Source organism: Sphingomonas cannabina (assembly GCF_021391395.1).
In the GTDB taxonomy this organism is placed as follows: domain Bacteria; phylum Pseudomonadota; class Alphaproteobacteria; order Sphingomonadales; family Sphingomonadaceae; genus Sphingomonas; species Sphingomonas cannabina.
Genome location: NZ_CP090059.1, coordinates 481,576 through 499,760 on the forward strand (window position 1 = coordinate 481,576; position 18,185 = coordinate 499,760).

Consider the following 18,185-nt stretch of genomic DNA (forward strand, 5'->3'; position numbering starts at 1 on the left):
GAGGTACTAGAGGCTCCGGACCAGCCGCACCGCCCGGGCAAGCCAGGGCGGATCGGCGACGACCTGCTGCCGCTGACCGGCGCCGAGCGGGAGCAGATGGAGCTTGCCTTCCTCCCGACCGATCAGGCGGCCGAACAGGAAGCGGCCGGCGGGGCGGGGCACCAGCACGTCGCGGTTGAGCGCCTGGCCGAAGGCATCGGGCGCAAGCCGTTCGCACCAGATCTCATCACCTGCGCGATAATCGCCGACTCCGTTGGCAACCGTGACTGCAACCATCTCCGGCGCCGGCCGCGGCGGAACGACTGTGGCGGGGCGACGGGGCGCGTGGACACCGTCGGCGCCGAGTTCGGCCGCCACCGCAACGTCAGGGCGGTCGGGAAGTGTCACCAGATCGCTCGCGTCGACGCCGAGCGCGGCGGCGATGCGATTGAGCCAGGCGACCGAGACGGTGCGGGTCCCCGTCTCCAGCCGGCCGATCGTCTGCGCGGTCGTCGGCGGCACGCACGCCCTGGCGACGTCCTCGAGCGTCATTCCCTTGGCGCGGCGGACTTCGCGGATGGCGGTGATCATGATCGGCTCCGTGAACCTATATGGTTTTTCCTGTTTCCTACATACTTGCCGTTATGGCAACCCCCTCGCGCGACTCGGAACGATGGAGGGTGTATGCGGGAGCTGGTCGAGCGGGTTTTCGAGGACGGGCGGGTAACGGAGCGGCCGTCCGGCCGCGGAGGGCGGAGCGTGACGGTGAACCTGGCCGAATCGCCGCTGAGCTGGCTGCGCTCCCGCGGGCATGTCGACGTACGGCAGTATGAGGCGGGGGAGCGGCTGCGTGCGGACTATGAGACGGCGGAGCTGGGCCCGCGCGTCACCATGCGCTGGGACGCGGCGCCGGCCGGCCGCGGGCGGCGATCGGCGCCGGACGCGCTCGATCCGACGCTGGCCGGGATCGCGGCGAAGCGGCGGTTCGATGCGGCGATGCAGGCGGTCGGCGCCGGGCTCGGCGACGTGCTGTGGCGCGTGGTGTGCGCGGGCGAAGGGCTGACGATGGCGGAGAAGGCGCTCGGCTGGCCGAGTCGGTCGGGCAAGCTGGTGCTCGGCTTGGCGCTCGACCGGCTGGCGGACCATTACGGGCTGGGCTGAGGGTCCTCCGCCACGGTGCTGGGGAAGACGCGGCGATAGGCCCAGCCGATCCCGATCAGCGCGATCCCCAGCCCGAGCAGCGAGACGATGCGCAGCAGCCCGCCCGACGAGGCGATGTCGAGCAGGAATACCTTGAGCACCACCAGCGTGAGCAGGCCGAGCCCGAAGCTCCTCAGTGTATGCGACCGCGTCGCGATGCCGCGCCAGAGCCATGCGATCGCGAGCAGCAGGAAGGCGGCCGAATAGCCCCAGTTCTCGCCGCTGCCGGCCGGGCCGGTGAGCAGGCTGCCATGGGCGAGCTGGCGGACGGCGGCGGCGACGGCGAGCGCGGTGAGCGCGAGGCAGGCGATGCGCCAGACGCCCATGCGCCGGACGAGCAGCGCCGCCGCGATCGCCGGGAGCAGCACCGCCGCATTGGCGACCGGCGCAGGACCGACGAGCTGGGGCGTGTGGAGCGGGTCGAGGATCAGCAGGTCGAACCAGAGGATGCGCAGCAGGGCGATACCGGCGAGCAGGTTGCCGAGGACATCGCGCCGCAACCGCCAGGCGAGCCAGCCGGCGGCGAGGAAAGCGAGCGTGATGATGGCGCGCTCGGTGAATCCCCAGGTGATGAAGCGCTCAGGCGTGGCGATCGCCAGCGGTTGCTTGGCGAGCGCGTAGAGCGCCGCCGCGATGAACAGGACGGCGACGGCACCGGCACCCGGGCGGCCGCTCGCGAAGGCGGTGCGGTCGAGGACGAGGAGACCGGCGACGGCGAGACCGGGCACGCCGACGCGCAGCAGCAGGTCGGCGAGCGGCGGGAGGTGCGTGTAAGGCGTGTGGTTGCCGATCAGCGATTCGCCGATGAGGCCCGCCATGCCGATGAGCGGCTGCATCGCGAGCAGCACCAGCGCAACCAGGGCGAGCGTCGGGAGCCGTGCGAGAGCCGGATCAGGCCAGCGCCTTGCCCAGAAGGCGAGGCCGACCGTGATGGCGGCAACGGGCAGGCTCGCCCAGAGCGGGGGGACCCAGGTGGCGAGCGCGATGCCGGCGAGCAGCGCGGCAGCGGCGGTGCCGCCGACCAGCCCGGCATCGCTGCTGCCCGCGCGATCGCGGTGGCGCCAGGCAAGCACGAGGGCGGCGGCGGCGAGGGCCAGCTCGATCGCGCTCCAGGCGGACGGTGCGAGCAGGGTTGGAGCGAGACCATGGGCGACAAGCACCGGTCCGGCGAGGCCGATGACGGCGACGCCGGCCCATTCGCGCGCGGTGCGGGACAGCGCGCCGCCGGCACCGGCGAACAGCAGCGTCGCCGCCACGGCTGCGATCGGCGTTACGCGCGTTTCGGGTGCAAGCAGGCCGGCACCGATCAGAAACAGGAGGAGCAGCGCGGCGGCGAGCGCTCCCGCACGCATCCGGGGGTCGCGCCATGCCAGGATCAGCGCGGCGGCAGCGAGGATCAGGTCGAAGCTCCACGACAGCGCATCGAAGCGCAGGACCGGTGCGAGCACGACGAGCTGGACCAGCCCGGCAACCAGCGGCGCGAGCAGCAGCCAGGGACTGCGTGCACCCGTGCGCGGCAGCGCCAGCGTCGCGCCGATCGCCAGCGCGACGACGAAGCCCGCGACCGCACCGGCGTCGCGGCCGTCAAGCAGCAGCGTAGTCAGGTTCGCCCAGCCGAACCCCGCGGCGACGGCGGCGATCGCGAGCCAGCTCCACCCGCGCCGGATCGCGAGGCCGAACAGCGCCGTCACGAGCAGCGCAAGATAGACCAGCAAAGGCCCGACGCCCGTTGCTTCGAAGCCGGCGACGAGCGGCGCGGCGAATCCGCCGACCAGCGCCATCACCGCGGTCGGCGGGCCGTGACGCAGCGCCAGGAACAGCGCCAGCGCGGTGATCGCGACCATGATCGCGAACCCGGCGAGCGCGCCGACCAGATGATATTGCGCGGCGGCGATGTAGAGCGTGCCATAGGCGCTGGCGACACCCGCACCCGCCAGCACCTGTCCCACGCGCGGATCGTCCCGCGTGAGCGGCAGACGGCGCGCGACTTCGCTGGCAGCGACCAGCAGCAGCGAGAACAGCGCCGCGAGAATCGTGCGGACGGCCGGGCCGAGAAGGCCGGTTTCCATGGAATAGCGCACCAGAAAGAAGCCGGCGAGGACCAGAGCGGCGCCGCCGATCCAGATCGGGAGGCGTCCGCCGATCGCGTCCTCCAGATTGAAACGCGGCAGGGCAGTGAGCGGGCTTTCGTACGGCGGCGGAACAGGTTCGGGTGGTGATGCCGGTGTTTCGCTGCGTTGTCCCGCGACGACCGTGGCCGGAGCGCGGCGTTCCGCCGCCGGCCGTGCGGACGAAGCGACCTCGCGTTCGGCCGGGCGGACGGACATGCCGGGATCGAGCGCGATCAGCCGGTCGTGGAGCCGCTCGACCTCCGCTTCGAGGCGGGCGATCCGCCGATGCAAGGCAGCGGCCCCGACGACACCGATCAGCAGGATGACGAACGATGAGAAGATAAGCGGCCCCTTTCGCTGGACCTGCTATGCCACAAGCGAGCGACGCCGTCCGCCGCGAAACTGCGTTGCGATGAAAAACGGTAACGCTAGGCTTGCCATGGATTGGAGCACATCATGATTCTCGTCGGATCGACCCCTTTGCCGGACGCAGCGCGCGCATGAGATTCACGTTCGTCAAATGCCACGGATCGGGGAATGATTTTCCCTTGATCGACGCCCGCGCGATCGAATTGAGCGACACCGAGTGGGCAGCGGTAGCGCGGGCGCTCGCCGACCGGCGGGGACCGGTGGGCGGCGATGGACTTTTGCTGCTGACACCCGGTAATAAAGTTGCGAAATTCGGGCAAAGAATGTTCAATTCTGATGGGTCCGAGGCGGCGACCTGTTTGAACGGGCTGAGGTGCGTGGCGCGGGCAGGGTTCGAGGCGTTGGGAATCGATGCCGCGACCGTTCAGCTGATGCGGTCGACCGCCGAGGTCGAGCGGGTGGCGGAGCTGGCGCCCGGGGTGGTGACGGTGCGCACGCGGGTGGGGCCGGCTTCGCTGGCGCCGGGCGACGTCGGGCTGAGGGTCGACGCGCCGGTGATCGAGGCGACGATTCCGGGACTGCCCAACGCGCGCGCCTTCACCGCGGTGGCGATGCCCAACCCGCATCTCGTGGCCTTCGTCGACAAGGTCGACGAGCGCGAGCTGGTGTCGCTCGGCTGGTGGTGCGAGGCGGGGCCGGAGCTGCTCGCCGACCGCGCCAACGTGTCCTTCGTCGAGGTGCGGGGAAGCGACCTCTACGTGCGCACCTTCGAGCGTGGGGTCGGCCTGACCGACGCCTGCGGCAGCGCGATGGCGGCGTCGACCTATGCCGCGGGCCTGACCGGCCGTGTGCCGTTCGGGCGCGAGATCACCGTGTTCAATCCGGGCGGGATGGTGCGCGCCGCAGCGGGCGAGGACGGCATGGTGACGATCGCGGGCAACGCCACCTTCGAATGGGACGGCGAGGTGGAGGTCGACCTCGCCACCGCCACCGCGTCCGGCCTCACCGTGACGCGGCGACGCGAGGACGAAGTGGCCGCCTGGGAAAGCGCCAAACCAATTTAACCTATCTGGCACTTTTCTATTGACATCGTCACGCTCTTATGGCACAAAAAGAGAACGCTGAAGAATTGCGAGTCGGGGGATGGCGTCGCCGCAGGCCGTGCCATCGTCCGATCGAGGATCAGCTGGCCAAAGAGGATTCATTTCTCCGGCAAAAGCCGGGATCCAGGGCCGCGGGCGACAACCTGCCTGACCCTGGATCCCGGCTTTCGTCGGGATGACGGCGGAGAGGGAACGGAAACAAGTTCGAAGCGGGGATAGCGGTTGGGCGGCCGCATCCCTGCTTCGCAGCGAACGGGCTGGCGCGCCGCAGGGCTGCTGCCGGCCCGTTCGCGTTTCGGGAGATCGTGACATGGACGATACCATGCGAAAGCGGCGGAGAGCGTCGGGGTACGACACGGGAACGAGAGCGAACAGCTTCGGGATAAGGAAGCGGCAGAAGTTCCTCGATGCACTGGCGCTCACCTGCAATATCACCAAGGCGGCCGCCTATGCGGAGGTCTCCAGCGCCACCATCGCACGCACGCGCCATCGCGATCCGGTGTTCGCCGAACAATGGCGCAAGGCGCTGGAGATGGGCTACGATCGGATCGAGGCGCTGGTGCTCGAGTATAGCGGCGCCTGCGGACGGATAGAGCCCGATCCCGAACGCGCCGCGGCGGACGGCGCCGATCCCGAACCATTTGATTTCGAGCGGGCGATGAAGGTGCTGATCTATCGCCGCGGCGAGCGCAATGGCGAACCCAATCGCCGCACCGGCGGTCCGCGCCGCGCCGCGACGCGCGAGGAGACCAATGCCAACCTGCTGAAGGCGCTCGCCGCGGCCAAGCGGCGCGTGGAGAAGCGTCGTGACCGCGAGAGCTGAGCGTCGGCACAGCGCGGATGCGGTCGACGATGCCTGGCTGCGCGAAGCCCTGGCCGACCTGCCCGAGGACGAGCAGGTGCGGGTGCTGGCCGCGCTCAGCGACCCGCAGGCGCGCGAGCTCGAGCGGCGCTGGACGATGTGGCGCCGCGACGAGCAGCACGAGCCGCCCGGCGACTGGCGCGTGTGGATGATCCGCGCCGGACGCGGCTTTGGAAAGACGCGGACCGGGGCGGAATGGGTGAGTGAGCTGGCCCGCCGCGATCGCTCCGCGCGGATCGCGCTGGTCGGCGCGACCTTCGACGAGGTGCGCCGGGTGATGATCGAGGGCAAGAGCGGCCTGATCGCGGTCGCCCGCGACGGCGAGACGATCGACTGGCGGCCGACCGCGGGCGAGATCTTGTTCTCCTCGGGCGCCCGCGCCTTCGTCTATTCGGCCGAGGCGCCCGAGGCGCTGCGCGGGCCCGAGCATCATTTCGCCTGGTGCGACGAGCTCGGCAAATGGCGGCAGCGCGGCGAGCTGGCGTGGGACAATCTGGTGATGGGGATGCGGCTGGGCGAGCGGCCGCGCGTGCTGGTGACGACCACGCCGCGGCCGACGCGACTGATGCGGCGGGTGATGGCGCTGCCGGACATCGCGCAGACGGTGGGGAGCACGCGCGACAACCCGCATCTGCCCCAGAGCTTCGTCGAGGCGGTGACGGCGGAATATGGCGGCACGCGGCTGGGGCGGCAGGAGCTGGACGGCGAGATGATCGACGACGTCGCCGGCGCGCTGTGGACGCGCGCGCTGCTGGAGGCGTCTCGGGTGCGCAGGCGGCCGGAGGTGACGCGGGTGGTGGTTGGCGTCGATCCGCCGGCGGGGATCGACGGCGATGCGTGCGGGATCGTGGCGGTGGCGCTGGGCGCGGACGGGATCGGTTACGTGCTAGAGGATGCTAGCGTCGCGGGCGCCTCGCCCGGCGAATGGGCGGCGGCGGTGGCGGGTTGCGTGGCGCGGCATGGCGCCGACCGGGTGATCGCCGAGAAGAACAACGGCGGGGAGATGGTGCGCAGCGTGCTGACGGGTGCGGATGCGGCATTGCCGCTGACGCTGGTCCACGCGAGCCGGGGGAAGAGCGCGCGGGCCGAGCCGGTGGCGGCGCTCTACGAGAATGGGAAGGTTAGGCACGTCGGGGCGTTTCCGGCGCTCGAGGACGAGCTGTGCGGGCTGACAGCCGGGGGTGGCTACGAAGGGCCGGGGCGGTCGCCGGATCGGGCGGATGCGCTGGTGTGGGCGATGACGGAGCTGATGCTCGGGCGGCGGGGGGAGGCTCGGGTGCGGGGGTTGGGGTGAGGGGGATGCCCCGCCGATAGCCTAGGACCGCTAGGGTGACCTTCAGAATGCCTCTACTCGCCCATGAGCGGCTCTATCGCAAACAGCATAGACGATCTCGACACGGCAACGCAGGTTGGCCGAGATGTCATCGCGCGCTCGGCCAAGTCATGCAGGTCATGGGCGCCGAGTTTCAGAGGGAACCCGCTATTACTGGGCGCGGGGCTTTTGGCGCGCTCGGAGGCCAATCGGTCTCGCGGGGTCGGCGATCGCAACGGTTGGTTGAGGAGGTAAGACGATGGGTATCAAGGCGAGCGATGAGGTCGGAACCACGGCCGACAATAATACAGTCCTGGGGCTCAACGCCGGCGAGATGGTGTTGTTCGACTTCACGATGTTCCGCAAGGCGGGGCTCGGCGGGCAGGCGATCTTCATCGGCAATGCCGGAAATTTCACCGCAACGGGAGGCGCCAATATCGCGATCGGCATCACCGCTGGTTTCAGCCTCGCCAATGCGGACAGCAATACGCTCATCGGCTATGAGGCGGGCTACAATATCGTCAGTGGCGGCAACAATGTCGCGCTTGGGGCGCGGGCGCTGATCTCCGGTACGACGGCGCGCGACTGTACGGCCGTCGGAGCGGGTGCGCTCAACAAGATGATCGATGGCGTCGGCGTGACTGCGATCGGGCGCTATTCGCTTCAGTCGCTCGTGCAGGGCGGGAACAATACGGCGCTCGGCGATTCCGCCGCCCGCAACCTTTATGGCGGCGCGGATGCCAGCGCCGCCGGGCTGGGCCAGGGCGAGCAGAACTGCGTCGTTGGGTACGGCGCGATGCGATACGGCTATTACAACAGCTATAATGTCGTGATCGGACAAGGCGCACTCTACAATGCCGGAAAGCCGGTCGGGCCGTTGCCGGAAGATAGCGGCACGCCGACAGACCCGGGCACGCCCAGCAGCTACAACGCGATTGTCGGCTGGCTAGCCTTCGAGAACACGTCTGGCGGAGGTCATACGGGCCTCGGAGCCAATGCTGGACGGTCGCTCACCGGCGGCAACGACACGATCTTTATCGGGCGCGATGCCGGCTTCGGTGCCGGGCAAAAGATCGATGCGAGCGGCAGCGTGGTGATCGGAGTCGGGGCCGTCTCCACTCGCGATAATGAAATTGTCATCGGCAAAACGGCCGACACCCATGTGACCATTGCCGGGGTGGAATTCACTAAGAGCCAAGTCGAAGCATTGCTGGGCCTGGTAAGCTAACCCTTCTCGGGAGCGTCTGCGGTGCTCTCCTTGTCCACGGCTTTCCACGGACGATCGCGACCCGGTCCTGATTAAGTTTAAGCGCTAACCCGCCTCCGCGACAAACAAGGAGCACGTCACATGAAATTGTTCGGACGCAAGTCCGGGCGCGAGGGGTCGCGTCCGGCGCTGGGGCGCGTGTCGGTAGGGCCGGCGGTCGGGGATTGGCCGCGGTCCTATGAGGCGCAGGTGCGGGACGGCTATTGCCTCAATCCGATCGCGCAGCGCGCCGTTCGGATCGTCAGCGAGGGGGTCGGCTGGGCGCCGGTCGACGCCTCCGCGCCCGAGCTTGCACAGCTGCTGGCTGCGCCTTCCGGGGCGCAGCCGCTGCTCGAGACGGTGGCGGCGCAGCTGCTGCTGCACGGCAATGCCTATGTGCAGCTGCTCGGCGACGGCCAGGGCGGGATCGGCGAGCTGTTCGCGCTCAGGCCCGAGCGGGTGGCGGTCGAGCCGGCGGCGGACGGGTGGCCGGCGGCCTATCGCTACCGCGTCGGCGAGCGCGTCATGCGGCTGATGGCCGAGGGGCCGCGGCCGGAGGTGATCCATCTGAAGGCCTTTCATCCGGCCGACGACCATTACGGGCTCGGCTGCCTGGGGGCGGCGGCGGGCGCGATCGCGATCCACAATGCGGCGACGCGCTGGAATAAGGCGCTGCTCGACAATGCGGCGCGGCCGTCCGGCGCGCTGGTCTATGATCCCGGCGACGGGGCGGCGCTGTCGGCGGAGCAGTTCGCGCGGCTCAGGCAGGAGATGGAGGAGGGGTTCGCCGGCGCCGCCAATGCCGGGCGGCCGATGCTGCTCGAGGGCGGGCTCAGGTGGCAGGCGATGAGCCTGTCGCCGGCCGACATGGACTTCGTCGGGCTGAAGGCGGCGGCGGCGCGGGAGATCGCGCTGGCGTTCGGCGTGCCGCCGATGCTGGTCGGGCTGCCGGGCGACGCCGCCTATGCCAATTACCGGGAGGCCAATCGGGCATTGTGGCGGCTCACCATCCTGCCGCTCGCCGCGACGATCCTCGGCGGGCTGGCGCATGGATTGCGGGGGTGGTGGCCGGAGGCGGCGATGAGCGTCGATCTCAATCGGGTGCCGGCGCTGGCGGAGGACCGCGAGCGGCTGTGGCGATCGGTGGCGGGGGCAGATTTCCTGACGGACGACGAGAAGCGGAAGGTGGTGGGATTATGAGCAGCGCGGCGGTGCTGGCGCAGCTGATGGCGCAGGCGGCGGGCGACGGGGCGGACCTGTCGACGCTGCGCGCGATCGCCGAGGAGGCGGGCGAGCTCGGCGCGGGTCGGGCGCTCAAGCGGCTGGGGCTGGCGGATGAGGATGCGGCGGCGGACATGGCGGAGCTGCGCGAGCTGCTGCGCGCCTGGCGGGATGCCAAAAGATCCGCGGTGAAGGCGGTGGTCGGTTGGGTGGTGCGGATGCTGCTCGCGCTGGTGCTGGTGGGGCTGGCAGTGAAGCTGGGGTTCGGCGCGTGGGTGGACTGAGGTTCGCGGGCTATGCCGCGGTGTTCGACGCGCCCGACCGGGGCGGCGACGTGGTGCGGCGCGGGGCGTTCGACGCGACGGCGCGGCCGGTGCCGCTACTGTGGCAGCATCAGGGTTCGCCGATCGGGGTGATCGAGGCGCTGGGCGAGGATGCGCGGGGGCTTCGGGTGATCGGGCGGATCGATGAGCCGCGGCTGGCGGCGGCGGTGCGCGCGGGAGCGGTGGACGGGCTGTCGTTCGGCTATCGCGTGCGCGGCTGCCGGGAGGGCGCGCGGCGCGAATTGACCGCACTGGAGCTCGTCGAGGTGAGCCTGGTGGCCGAGCCGATGCAGCGGCTGGCGCGGGTCCACGCCGTTGTGGAGGATTTTCCCACTCCGTCTGCGTCCCAAGCCTCCGAAACGGAGACTGTTTGAGGAAACTTGGAAGGCCGGTTCGCGTCACATTACGCGCGAGCCGCCGGTCCTGGCGGTGGAAGCGAGGCGGAGGACCTTATGGCCGATCGAGTGAGGAACAGGGATCGCAAGCAGCCGTGGCAGGCGCCGCGCGTGACTCGGCTGCGCGCGGGCGAGGCGGAGAACGGCTCGCTGCTCGGGCAGGAGGCGCTGGTGCTGCTGTCGTGATGTGCCTGTTTCAGCGAAGCTGAAACGGTTGCGGTGCCGGTCGCAGGTTTTGGACGGAAAGGGCGTGCCCCGGTGGGCGCGCCCTTTTTCTTTTGGAGGAGACGGGGATGAGTGAGGTGATGGACGCGCTGGAGGCGAGCTTCGGCGCGGTGGAGGGTGCGGGCGTGCCGGCGGCGCGGCCGCCGCTGGCGGGGGCGAGCGCGCGGGACGGCGCGTTCGCGGGCTTCGTGCGGTCGGGTGCGATGCTCGAGACCAAGGCGATGAGCGGGGCGAGCGACGCCGCGGGCGGCTATGCCGTACCGCGCGAGATCGACGCGGTGATCGACGAGACGCTGGCGAGCATCTCGCCGATCCGCGCCGTCGCCAATGTGGTGAAGGTGGGATCGGCCGGCTATCGCAAGCTGGTCGCCTCCGGCGGCACGCCGTCGGGCTGGGCGAGCGAGACGGGCGCGCGGGCGGAGACCGGCACGCCGACCTTCAACGAGGTGGCGCCGCCGATGGGCGAGCTCTACGCCAATCCGGCGGCGAGCCAGGCGATGCTCGACGACGCCGCGTTCGACGTCGAGGAATGGCTGGCGCACGAGATCGCGACCGAGTTCGCCAAGGCCGAGGGCGCGGCGTTCGTCAACGGCGACGGCGTCGACAAGCCGCGGGGCTTCCTCAAGGTGCCGACCTCGGCGGCGGGCGACGCGACGCGGCCGTTCGGGACGCTGCAGCATCTGGTGAGCGGCTCGGCGGGCGCGTTCGCGGCCAATCCCGAGGAGGTGCTGATCGACCTGGTGCAGGCGCTGCGCGCGCCCTATCGCCAGGGCGCCGTCTGGGTGATGAACTCGGCGACGCTGGCCAGGATCCGCAAGTTCAAGACCAGCGACGGCGCCTTCCTGTGGGTGCCGGGGATCGCGGCGGGGCAGCCGGCGACCCTGCTCGGCTATCCGGTGGTCGAGGCCGAGGACATGCCCGACATCGCCGCCAACAGCCTGTCGATCGCGTTCGGCAACTTCAAGGCGGGCTATCTGATCGCCGAGCGGACCGAGACGCAGATCATGCGCGATCCCTACACCAACAAGCCGTTCGTCCACTTCTACGCCGCCAAGCGGATCGGCGGGATGGTGTCGAACTCCGAGGCGATCAAGCTCATCAAGTTCGCCGCGAGCTGAGTGGAGGGGCCCCTCCCTCTCCCATGCGGGAGAGGGAGGACGGCGTAACGGCAACATTGGGGGACGAACATGACACCACCGCCCTTTCCGGCGGAGGCGATCGCGGCTGCGCGCGATGCCGCCAAGGCGCACCTCAGGATCGCGAGCGCGGACGAGGATGCATTGATCGAGACGCAGGCGGCCGCGGCGCTGGCGCTGTGCGAGAGCTTCACCGGCGCGGCGATGATCGCGCGCGAATGGCACGAGACGGCGCCGGCGGACGGGCGCTGGACCCGGCTCGCGATGGGGCCGGTGCAGGGCATCGCCGGTGTCGAAGGACTGGCCGACGATGGCACGGCGATCGTGCTGCCGGCGGAGGCCTATGCAGTCGATATCGATGCGGCCGGCGACGGCTGGGTGCGGGCGCATCGCAGCGCCGGCGAGCACCGGGTCGCGATACGTTACCTGGCCGGATCGGGCGAAAGCTGGGAGGCACTCCCGGCGCCGGTGCGGCAGGGCGTGGTGCTGCTCGCCGCGCATCTGTTCAACGCACGGCCCGGCAGTGCGGCGCCGCCGGCGGCGATCGCGGCGCTGTGGCGGCCGTTCCGGCGGATGCGGCTGTCGGCGGAGCGCGGGCGATGCTGAGCGGGGTCGAGGCGCGCGGCCGAGCGGCGGCGGAGCGGGTACGGCAGCGCGCCGTCGAGCGGGTGCTGGCCGCGCTGGGCGAGATGCAAGGCGTGCGGGCGGAGGCGGTCGACGAGGGCGTTGCCGTCAGCGGGCGCGGGCTCAGGCGGCGCTGGCTGACCGACGCGCGGCTGCGCTGGCTGGGAGGCTGGCTGTGAGCGGCCCGGCAGCGGTGCGCGCGGCGGTGGCCGACGCGCTGCGGAGCGATGCGGAGCTGCGCGGGCTGCTCAACGGCGTGTTCGCAGGGCCGGCGGTGCGCTCGTCTCCGCCCTTCGCCGAGGTGAGCGAGACGCTGGCGGCGGACTGGGGGACCAAGGACACGCGCGGGCGCGAGGTGCGCGTCGCCGTGATGCTGCGCGATGCGGCGGAGACACCGGCGCGGCTGGGTGCGATCGCGGCGCTGGCGGAGCGGGCGATCGAGGCGATGCCGCGCGAGATCGCGGGGTGGCGGGTGGCGAGCATCGCCTTCCTGCGTTCGCGGACCACCGGTGACGGGCCGGGGAAATGGCTGTGCGTGCTCGAATATCGGGTGCGGGTGCTGGAGGCGGACTAGCCTCCCCGTGCCGGGGAGGATTTTTTGGGAGAGTCTTATGGCGGCGGAAAAGGGAAGCGCGTTCCTTCTCAAGGTGGGGGATGGGACGGCGACGCCCGCATTCACTACGGTGGCGGGGCTGAGGACCACGCAGCTTTCGATCAACGGCGAGATGGTGGCGATCACCTCCAAGGATTCGGGCGGGTGGCGCGAGCTCTTGTCGGGGGCCGGCGTGCGATCGGTGAGCGTGTCGGGGGCCGGCGTGTTCACCGGCAGCGTGGCGGAGGCGCGGATCAAGGCGTCGGCGCTGTCGGGCGTGCTCGACGACTATCGGCTGAGCTTCGAGGGAGGCGAGACGATGACGGGCAGGTTCCTGGTCACGCGGCTCGACTATTCGGGCGATTTCAATGGGGAGCGGGCCTACACGCTCAGCCTGGAGAGCTCCGGGCCGGTGGTGTCGGCGTGAGCGGGGCCAATCCCGCGCGGGGCGAGGCGGTGCTGCGGGTCGGCGGCGTCGAGCTGGCGGTTCGACCGAGCTTCGCCGCACTGGTGGCGGCCGAAGCCGAGATCGGGCCGCTGTTCGCGCTGGTCGAGCGGGCGGCGGAGGGGCGGCTGGCGCTCGGGGAGATGACGGCGCTGTTCTGGCATTGCCTGCGGGAGCGGCCCGAGGGGCTGACGCGGGAAGCGTTCGGGGAGGCCGTGGTGGCCGGGGGGCTGGTGAGCGCGACGCCGGTGCTGAAGGCGCTCGTCGGGCAGATTCTGGCGGGGCGGTGATGGAGGCGAAGATCCTCCCCGGAACGGGGAGGGGGACCGCGACGCGCAGCGTCGTGGTGGAGGGGGCCCCGCCCTACGGGACTCGACTTGAGGAGGAGGGCCCCCTCCACCATTCGTCTGCGACGAATGGTCCCCCTCCCCGTGCCGGGGAGGATTTTCGGAGTGCCGCCGTGCGGCTCGCAGGGTTGGCCGGCGTTTTGTTCGGCTGGGCACCCGACACCTTCTGGAATGCGACGCCGGCGGAGCTGGGGGCGCTGGTGGCGGCGGTGGCGGGCGATGCGCCCGACGCGCTCGGCGGCGGCGAGCTTGCGCGGCTGATGGAGGCTTTTCCCGATGGATGAGGAGATCGAGCGGCTGATCGTCAGCGTACGTGCCGATACCGGCGCCTTCGCCAGGGACGTGGCCGAGATGCGCGGCAACTTGGAAGGGCCGTTCGCCGACGGGGTGGATCGCGCCGGGCGACGCATCGAGACCTCGCTGGCGCGGGCGATCGCGACCGGCAAGGTCGGGTTCGACGACCTGGGCAAGCTCGCGTTGCAGGTGCTGTCGGAGATCGCGACGGCAGCAGTGCGCAGCGGGATCGATGCGGTCCTGCGCGGCGGATCGGGCGGAAGCGGCGGCGGTGCCGGCGGGCTGCTGACCGCGCTGCTGGGGTTGCCGGGGCGCGCGACGGGCGGGCCGGTGTCGCCGGGCGCGGCCTATCTGGTCGGCGAGCGCGGGCCCGAGCTGTTCGTGCCGACCTCGAGCGGGCGGGTGGCGGCGCCGTCTGCGGCGGCAGGGTCGCGCGAGGTGCGGGTCGCGATCACGGTCAACGCGCGCGGCGGCGAGGCGCCGGCGGCGCTGCAGCAGTCGAGCCGGCAGGTGGCACGCGCGGTGCGGCAGGCGCTGATGGAGATGGATTAATCCGCGGCGGACGCTCTCAGCCAATCGAAATGGGCTTTCGCATCGGCAATTGCATCGGCGGCATTGCTGTAGAGCCCCGGCGGAATCCAGACGGAACTCCAATATTCGTAGATGACGCCGCCCTCCGGGGTTTCGTCCAGAGTGACGAACGCCTCTTCATACCAGCGGAAATGTCCGTTGCCGTCCTCTGTGACGACGACGCGTCGATCAACCTCGTTGCCCATGAGGATGGCGACCTGTTTTTCCATCCGGTCATCATCGTCCAACCAAAGGGAGACGGCAATTGGGTCACTGGCTTGCCGGCCGGGTGCCGAAGGACGGCATCGCCGGCTTCATCCAGCGCTTCGATCCGCGGTTCTGGACGGTCAACTTCCCGCGGCCGATGGGCGCGAGCGTGGTATCGACGGGCGCGGATTCGCTGAGGGTCGATGCGGTCTTCTATCGGCGGAGCGATCTTGCCGGGCTGATCTGGGAGGCGGAGGATGTCCACGATCATCCGCTGCTGCGCTACGAGACGTCGCGTGACTTTCGCGGATGCCGGCTGAGCTTCCGCTGGCGGTCGTCGGGGGTGCGGGCGCTCGATGCGACGCATGGCCCGACGCTGACGATCGAGGGGCGCGACGCCGCAGGCAACCCGCGCGCCTGGTACGTGCGGCTGTGGAACTATGCGACGGGAACGCCCGAGGACGCGGCGGTCGCGATCGACTTCGACGCGCTCGTCGGCGGGTTCGGGCTGCCGGGCGAGGCCGATCCGGTGTTCGCCGGGGACATCGATCGGATGTTCGTGTCGCTGGTGGCGCCGGGCTATGTCGAGGGCGACGATGCGCCCCTCGACGCGCGGGCGGAGGGCTGGGTCGAGCTCAGCGGCATCGGCTGCGAGGGGCCCGGCGCGGTGCTGGCGATCGGCGACACGATCGTGCCGGAGCATGGGATCGGCATCGCCGGGGGCTATGACGACAGCTATCACCTGACGCCGGCACGGCTGCTGAGGAACGCGCTGCACCTCGGTTATCGCGGGGCGATCAACCATTATGTCGGGATGAGCCATTATTTCCGGCTCGAGGCGAATTCCGGCGGCTATTATGTGAGCTTGGCCGGTGGGGTGCTCAACGTCGCGGCGCTGGCATGGCATCGCGACTTCGCGGCGCGGGCGAAGGCGCTCGGCTACGACGTCATCTGGTCCTTGTCATACGAGATGCTGGCGCAGCATTGCTGGGGCGACTGGGCGCAGCGCGCGTGGGATGGCGGGATGGCGCTGACCGGGTGGGAGCCGCCCTCTACCTTGCTGTCGCCGGCCCATGCCGGAGCGATGGGCTATCTGCGTCAGGTGGCGCTGGCGTTCGTCGGTATCGCGCTGGAGGCGGGCCTGCCGGTCAAGTTCCAGGTCGGCGAGCCCTGGTGGTGGACGGTGCCGGGCGACGGGCGGCTGTGCCTCTATGACGCGGCGGCGCGGGCGGCATTCGGGGCGGAGACCGTCGAGATCCCGACGATGTTCGCGCCGCTCGATGCGGCGCAGAAGGCACTGCTCGACCGGGCAGGCGCGCTGCTGGCGGAGTCGACCGCGGCGCTGACGGCGGCGGTGCGCGCGGCGGCGCCGGGGGCGGAGACGTTGCTGCTAGCCTATCTGCCGACGGTGCTCGATGGGCGGGCGCCCGAGGCCAAGCGCGCCAACCTGCCGCTCGGCTGGGCGAGCCCGGCGTTCGATGTGCTCCAGCTCGAGGATTACGACTGGGCGGCGACGGGCAATCCCGGCGCGACCGCGCGCGGGATCGCCGCCGCCGAGGGGCGGCTCGGCTATCCGACTGAGCGGCAACATTATTTCGCGGGCTTCGTGCTGAGGCCCGAGGACCGCGCGCAATGGGCGGCGATCGATGCGGCGGCCGAGGCGGCGCGGCGGCGGGGCGTGGCGGCGAGCTTCGTCTGGGCGCTGCCGCAGGTGATGCGCGACGGCTTCGTGCATTTCGATGAGGAGGACGCGGTGCAAGGCTTCGACGACGTAAGCTTTCCGCTGGCGCTGGGGCGCGAGGCGGAGGTGATCCCCGAGACGTCGACCGCGATCGTGAGTTCGGCGGGCGGGCGCGAGAGCCGCAATGTCGGCTGGGCGGAGGCGCGGACGCGCTATGACGTGGGGCCGGGGGTGCGCAGCGAGGCCGATGTCGCCGAGCTGCTCGCCTTCTTCCGCGCGCGGATGGGACCGGCGCGGGGCTTTCGGCTGCGCGATCCGTTCGACTGGCGGGGCGAGCGCGAGCGGATCGGGATCGGCGACGGTAGCCGCATGCGGTTCGCGCTGGTCAAGCATTATGGCGAGGTCGCGCGGCGGATCACGCGGCCGGTGGCGGGGAGCGTGACGGCGTTCGTCGGCGGCGTCGAGACCGCGGCGTTCACGCTGGAGGAGGGCGGCTGGGTGGCGTTCGACGCGCCGCCCGCCGCCGGCACCTGGGTGGAGGCGAGCTTCGACTTCGACGTGCCGGTGCGCTTTGCCGAGGACCGGCTGAGCGCGAGCCGGGCGACGTTCCTGGCCGGCGTGGTGCCGAGCGTGCCGCTGGTCGAGGTGAGGGAAGGATAATTCCCTCTCCCCGTCGGGGAGAGGGCCGGGGAGAGGGGCAGTGCGGCAGGCGGCGGGCTCGGTGAGACACCGCCCCTCTCCCAACCCTCTCCCCAGAGGGGAGAGGGCTTTATTTATGAGCTGGCTGGATGAACCGGTCACGACGCTGGCGCTGTGCTGGAGGCTCGAGCGGCGCGATGGAGTGGGGATCGGGCTCACCGCGCATGACCGCGACCTGGTGATCGACGGCAATATCTATCGCGCGAGCCCCGGCATGGTGCCGTCGGCGATCAAGCGCGGCGACGGCGCGGACCCCAGCAGCATGGACGTGAGCGGAGCCCTGACCAGCGCGGCGATCCGGGAACGCGACCTGCTGGCGGGGCGCTGGGACGGGGCGCGGGTGGCGATCTTCGCGGTCGACTGGACCGACACCGGCCGGCGCATCGCGCTGGGCGAAGGGACGATCGGGGCGGTCGAGACCGCGGACGGCAACTTCACCGCGGAGCTGAAGGGCGTCGCGGCGGTGCTGGATGCGCCGGTGTGCGAGGAGACCTCTCCCGAATGCCGCGCCGAGCTCGGCGACCGGCGATGCCGGGTGGCGATGGCCGGGCGGCGGCGCTTCGCGCGCGTGACGGCGGCGGAGGACGAGACGGTGACGCTCGACGTGGCGGAGCCGGTGGCGAACGGCTGGGGCGGGGGGAGACTGCGGTGGTTCGGCGGTGCGAATTCGGGACTGGAGGATGCGATCGTCGCGTCGAGCGGGGCGATGGTGACGCTGCGGACGGTACCACGGTTCGTGCCGGCGCCGGGCGACCGGGTCGAGGTGATCGAGGGGTGCGACAAGAGCCTGGCGACCTGCGCGGCGCGGTTCGGCAATGCCGTGAACTTCCGGGGGGAACCCTATCTGCCGGGAATCGATCTGTTGACGCGCTACCCGGGAGCGTGAGCGCGGCGCGGGGCGCGGTGGGCGCGCGGTTCCGGCTGCATGGGCGGTCGGCGGCGGACGGGTTGGATTGCGTAGGATTGGCCGGGCTGGCGTTCGGGGTCGAGGTGCCGCGCGGCTACCGGCTGCGGACCGGGGATGCGGAGCGGGTCGCCCGCGCGATCACGGCGGCAGGGCTGGCAGTCGCCAAGGATGCGGCGGCCGGCGATCTCCTGCTGATGCGGACGGGGCCGGGGCAGCTTCATCTCGGCGTCGCGACTGACAGCGGGTTCGTCCATGCCGATGCGGGGCTCGGGCGTGTCGTCGAGCGGCCGGGGGAACCGCCATGGCCGGTGCTCGGGCGCTGGCGGAAGGAGTAGGA

At 70.8% G+C, this 18,185-nt stretch carries 23 protein-coding genes; 20 read left to right on the forward strand and 3 right to left on the reverse strand.

Annotation, left to right across the window (positions count from 1 at the left end; all coding sequences use genetic code 11):
* Positions 1-6 precede the first annotated feature (6 nt).
* Positions 7-570, reverse strand: a complete 564-nt coding sequence (locus tag LZK98_RS02440) for a helix-turn-helix domain-containing protein (protein WP_233784773.1) — start codon at positions 568-570, stop codon at positions 7-9.
* A gap of 93 nt (positions 571-663) precedes the next feature.
* Between LZK98_RS02440 and LZK98_RS02445 the strand changes: the two genes are divergently transcribed.
* Positions 664-1,140, forward strand: coding sequence for a DUF6456 domain-containing protein (locus LZK98_RS02445; RefSeq protein WP_233784774.1), 477 nt, complete (start codon positions 664-666; stop codon positions 1,138-1,140).
* On the opposite strand, the gene LZK98_RS02450 is transcribed toward LZK98_RS02445, so the two are convergent.
* Positions 1,125-3,581 carry a DUF2339 domain-containing protein gene (locus tag LZK98_RS02450; RefSeq protein ID WP_233784775.1) on the reverse strand — a complete coding sequence of 819 codons (2,457 nt, stop codon included), beginning with the start codon at positions 3,579-3,581 and terminating at the stop codon, positions 1,125-1,127. The genes LZK98_RS02445 and LZK98_RS02450 overlap by 16 nt on opposite strands.
* Before the next feature lie 209 nt (positions 3,582-3,790).
* On the opposite strand from LZK98_RS02450, the gene dapF reads away from it, so the two are divergent.
* From dapF to LZK98_RS02525, 16 genes are all read left to right on the forward strand, one after another.
* On the forward strand, positions 3,791-4,723 hold the full coding sequence (gene dapF, locus LZK98_RS02455) for a diaminopimelate epimerase (RefSeq protein WP_233784776.1): 933 nt from the start codon (positions 3,791-3,793) through the stop codon (positions 4,721-4,723).
* 349 nt (positions 4,724-5,072) lie between these two features.
* Positions 5,073-5,585: a hypothetical protein gene (locus LZK98_RS02460; protein ID WP_233784777.1), complete on the forward strand. Its 513-nt coding sequence runs from the start codon at positions 5,073-5,075 to the stop codon at positions 5,583-5,585.
* Between the two features lie 37 nt (positions 5,586-5,622).
* Positions 5,623-6,918: a DNA-packaging protein gene (locus LZK98_RS02465; protein WP_406694159.1), complete on the forward strand. Its 1,296-nt coding sequence runs from the start codon at positions 5,623-5,625 to the stop codon at positions 6,916-6,918.
* Positions 6,919-7,195: 277 nt separating this feature from the next.
* Positions 7,196-8,164, forward strand: coding sequence for a hypothetical protein (locus LZK98_RS02470; RefSeq protein WP_233784779.1), 969 nt, complete (start codon positions 7,196-7,198; stop codon positions 8,162-8,164).
* A 120-nt stretch (positions 8,165-8,284) separates the two neighbouring features.
* Complete coding sequence (locus LZK98_RS02475; RefSeq protein WP_233784780.1) at positions 8,285-9,382, forward strand: phage portal protein; 1,098 nt, start codon at positions 8,285-8,287, stop codon at positions 9,380-9,382.
* Positions 9,379-9,687, forward strand: a complete 309-nt coding sequence (locus LZK98_RS02480) for a DUF6127 family protein (RefSeq protein WP_233784781.1) — start codon at positions 9,379-9,381, stop codon at positions 9,685-9,687. Before LZK98_RS02475 ends, LZK98_RS02480 begins: the two co-directional genes overlap by 4 nt.
* Entirely contained in the window at positions 9,675-10,100 is a 426-nt protein-coding gene (locus LZK98_RS02485; RefSeq protein WP_233784782.1) for an HK97 family phage prohead protease, read from the forward strand. Before LZK98_RS02480 ends, LZK98_RS02485 begins: the two co-directional genes overlap by 13 nt.
* A gap of 78 nt (positions 10,101-10,178) precedes the next feature.
* Positions 10,179-10,307 (forward strand): hypothetical protein, encoded by a 129-nt coding sequence (locus LZK98_RS20510; RefSeq protein WP_264757862.1) that lies wholly within the window; start codon positions 10,179-10,181, stop codon positions 10,305-10,307.
* A gap of 107 nt (positions 10,308-10,414) precedes the next feature.
* Positions 10,415-11,464 carry a phage major capsid protein gene (locus LZK98_RS02490; protein ID WP_233784783.1) on the forward strand — a complete coding sequence of 350 codons (1,050 nt, stop codon included), beginning with the start codon at positions 10,415-10,417 and terminating at the stop codon, positions 11,462-11,464.
* A 69-nt stretch (positions 11,465-11,533) separates the two neighbouring features.
* Positions 11,534-12,088, forward strand: coding sequence for a head-tail connector protein (locus LZK98_RS02495; protein WP_233784784.1), 555 nt, complete (start codon positions 11,534-11,536; stop codon positions 12,086-12,088).
* Positions 12,082-12,285 (forward strand): hypothetical protein, encoded by a 204-nt coding sequence (locus LZK98_RS02500; protein ID WP_233784785.1) that lies wholly within the window; start codon positions 12,082-12,084, stop codon positions 12,283-12,285. Before LZK98_RS02495 ends, LZK98_RS02500 begins: the two co-directional genes overlap by 7 nt.
* The gene (gp17, locus tag LZK98_RS02505) at positions 12,282-12,680 is read left to right on the forward strand and encodes a tail completion protein gp17 (RefSeq protein WP_233784786.1); all 399 of its coding nucleotides are present in this window, start codon (positions 12,282-12,284) and stop codon (positions 12,678-12,680) included. The genes LZK98_RS02500 and gp17 overlap by 4 nt, the downstream gene beginning before the upstream one ends.
* 37 nt (positions 12,681-12,717) lie before the next feature.
* Positions 12,718-13,125, forward strand: a complete 408-nt coding sequence (locus tag LZK98_RS02510; protein WP_233784787.1) for a phage major tail protein, TP901-1 family — start codon at positions 12,718-12,720, stop codon at positions 13,123-13,125.
* Positions 13,122-13,433, forward strand: coding sequence for a gene transfer agent family protein (locus LZK98_RS02515; protein ID WP_233784788.1), 312 nt, complete (start codon positions 13,122-13,124; stop codon positions 13,431-13,433). The genes LZK98_RS02510 and LZK98_RS02515 overlap by 4 nt, the downstream gene beginning before the upstream one ends.
* Before the next feature lie 170 nt (positions 13,434-13,603).
* Entirely contained in the window at positions 13,604-13,774 is a 171-nt protein-coding gene (locus LZK98_RS02520; RefSeq protein WP_233784789.1) for a phage tail assembly chaperone, read from the forward strand.
* The gene (locus tag LZK98_RS02525; protein WP_233784790.1) at positions 13,767-14,336 is read left to right on the forward strand and encodes a tail tape measure protein; all 570 of its coding nucleotides are present in this window, start codon (positions 13,767-13,769) and stop codon (positions 14,334-14,336) included. The genes LZK98_RS02520 and LZK98_RS02525 overlap by 8 nt, the downstream gene beginning before the upstream one ends.
* On the opposite strand, the gene LZK98_RS02530 is transcribed toward LZK98_RS02525, so the two are convergent.
* Complete coding sequence (locus tag LZK98_RS02530) at positions 14,333-14,584, reverse strand: hypothetical protein (RefSeq protein WP_233784791.1); 252 nt, start codon at positions 14,582-14,584, stop codon at positions 14,333-14,335. The two genes, LZK98_RS02525 and LZK98_RS02530, sit on opposite strands and share 4 nt — an antisense overlap.
* Before the next feature lie 35 nt (positions 14,585-14,619).
* Here LZK98_RS02530 and LZK98_RS02535 point away from each other — a divergent pair, with 35 nt between their 5' ends.
* The 3 genes from LZK98_RS02535 to LZK98_RS02545 all read left to right on the forward strand — a co-directional run bounded on the left by LZK98_RS02535 (position 14,620) and on the right by LZK98_RS02545 (position 18,183).
* On the forward strand, positions 14,620-16,902 hold the full coding sequence (locus LZK98_RS02535) for a DUF2460 domain-containing protein (RefSeq protein WP_233784792.1): 2,283 nt from the start codon (positions 14,620-14,622) through the stop codon (positions 16,900-16,902).
* A gap of 115 nt (positions 16,903-17,017) precedes the next feature.
* Complete coding sequence (locus tag LZK98_RS02540) at positions 17,018-17,827, forward strand: DUF2163 domain-containing protein (protein WP_233784793.1); 810 nt, start codon at positions 17,018-17,020, stop codon at positions 17,825-17,827.
* A 17-nt stretch (positions 17,828-17,844) separates the two neighbouring features.
* Positions 17,845-18,183: a peptidoglycan endopeptidase gene (locus LZK98_RS02545; RefSeq protein WP_406693741.1), complete on the forward strand. Its 339-nt coding sequence runs from the start codon at positions 17,845-17,847 to the stop codon at positions 18,181-18,183.
* The last annotated feature ends 2 nt before the right edge of the window (positions 18,184-18,185 follow it).

What these genes read in the sequence shown, in the direction of transcription:
- LZK98_RS02440 (WP_233784773.1), bottom strand. Translation starts at nt 570, where the DNA reads ATGATCACCGCCATCCGCGAAGTCCGCCGCGCCAAGGGAATGACGCTC.
- LZK98_RS02445 (WP_233784774.1), top strand. Translation starts at nt 664, where the DNA reads ATGCGGGAGCTGGTCGAGCGGGTTTTCGAGGACGGGCGGGTAACGGAG.
- dapF (WP_233784776.1), top strand. Translation starts at nt 3,791, where the DNA reads ATGAGATTCACGTTCGTCAAATGCCACGGATCGGGGAATGATTTTCCC.
- LZK98_RS02460 (WP_233784777.1), top strand. Translation starts at nt 5,073, where the DNA reads ATGGACGATACCATGCGAAAGCGGCGGAGAGCGTCGGGGTACGACACG.
- LZK98_RS02470 (WP_233784779.1), top strand. Translation starts at nt 7,196, where the DNA reads ATGGGTATCAAGGCGAGCGATGAGGTCGGAACCACGGCCGACAATAAT.
- LZK98_RS02475 (WP_233784780.1), top strand. Translation starts at nt 8,285, where the DNA reads ATGAAATTGTTCGGACGCAAGTCCGGGCGCGAGGGGTCGCGTCCGGCG.
- LZK98_RS02480 (WP_233784781.1), top strand. Translation starts at nt 9,379, where the DNA reads ATGAGCAGCGCGGCGGTGCTGGCGCAGCTGATGGCGCAGGCGGCGGGC.
- LZK98_RS20510 (WP_264757862.1), top strand. Translation starts at nt 10,179, where the DNA reads ATGGCCGATCGAGTGAGGAACAGGGATCGCAAGCAGCCGTGGCAGGCG.
- LZK98_RS02490 (WP_233784783.1), top strand. Translation starts at nt 10,415, where the DNA reads ATGAGTGAGGTGATGGACGCGCTGGAGGCGAGCTTCGGCGCGGTGGAG.
- LZK98_RS02495 (WP_233784784.1), top strand. Translation starts at nt 11,534, where the DNA reads ATGACACCACCGCCCTTTCCGGCGGAGGCGATCGCGGCTGCGCGCGAT.
- LZK98_RS02500 (WP_233784785.1), top strand. Translation starts at nt 12,082, where the DNA reads ATGCTGAGCGGGGTCGAGGCGCGCGGCCGAGCGGCGGCGGAGCGGGTA.
- LZK98_RS02510 (WP_233784787.1), top strand. Translation starts at nt 12,718, where the DNA reads ATGGCGGCGGAAAAGGGAAGCGCGTTCCTTCTCAAGGTGGGGGATGGG.
- LZK98_RS02525 (WP_233784790.1), top strand. Translation starts at nt 13,767, where the DNA reads ATGGATGAGGAGATCGAGCGGCTGATCGTCAGCGTACGTGCCGATACC.
- LZK98_RS02530 (WP_233784791.1), bottom strand. Translation starts at nt 14,584, where the DNA reads ATGGAAAAACAGGTCGCCATCCTCATGGGCAACGAGGTTGATCGACGC.
- LZK98_RS02540 (WP_233784793.1), top strand. Translation starts at nt 17,018, where the DNA reads ATGAGCTGGCTGGATGAACCGGTCACGACGCTGGCGCTGTGCTGGAGG.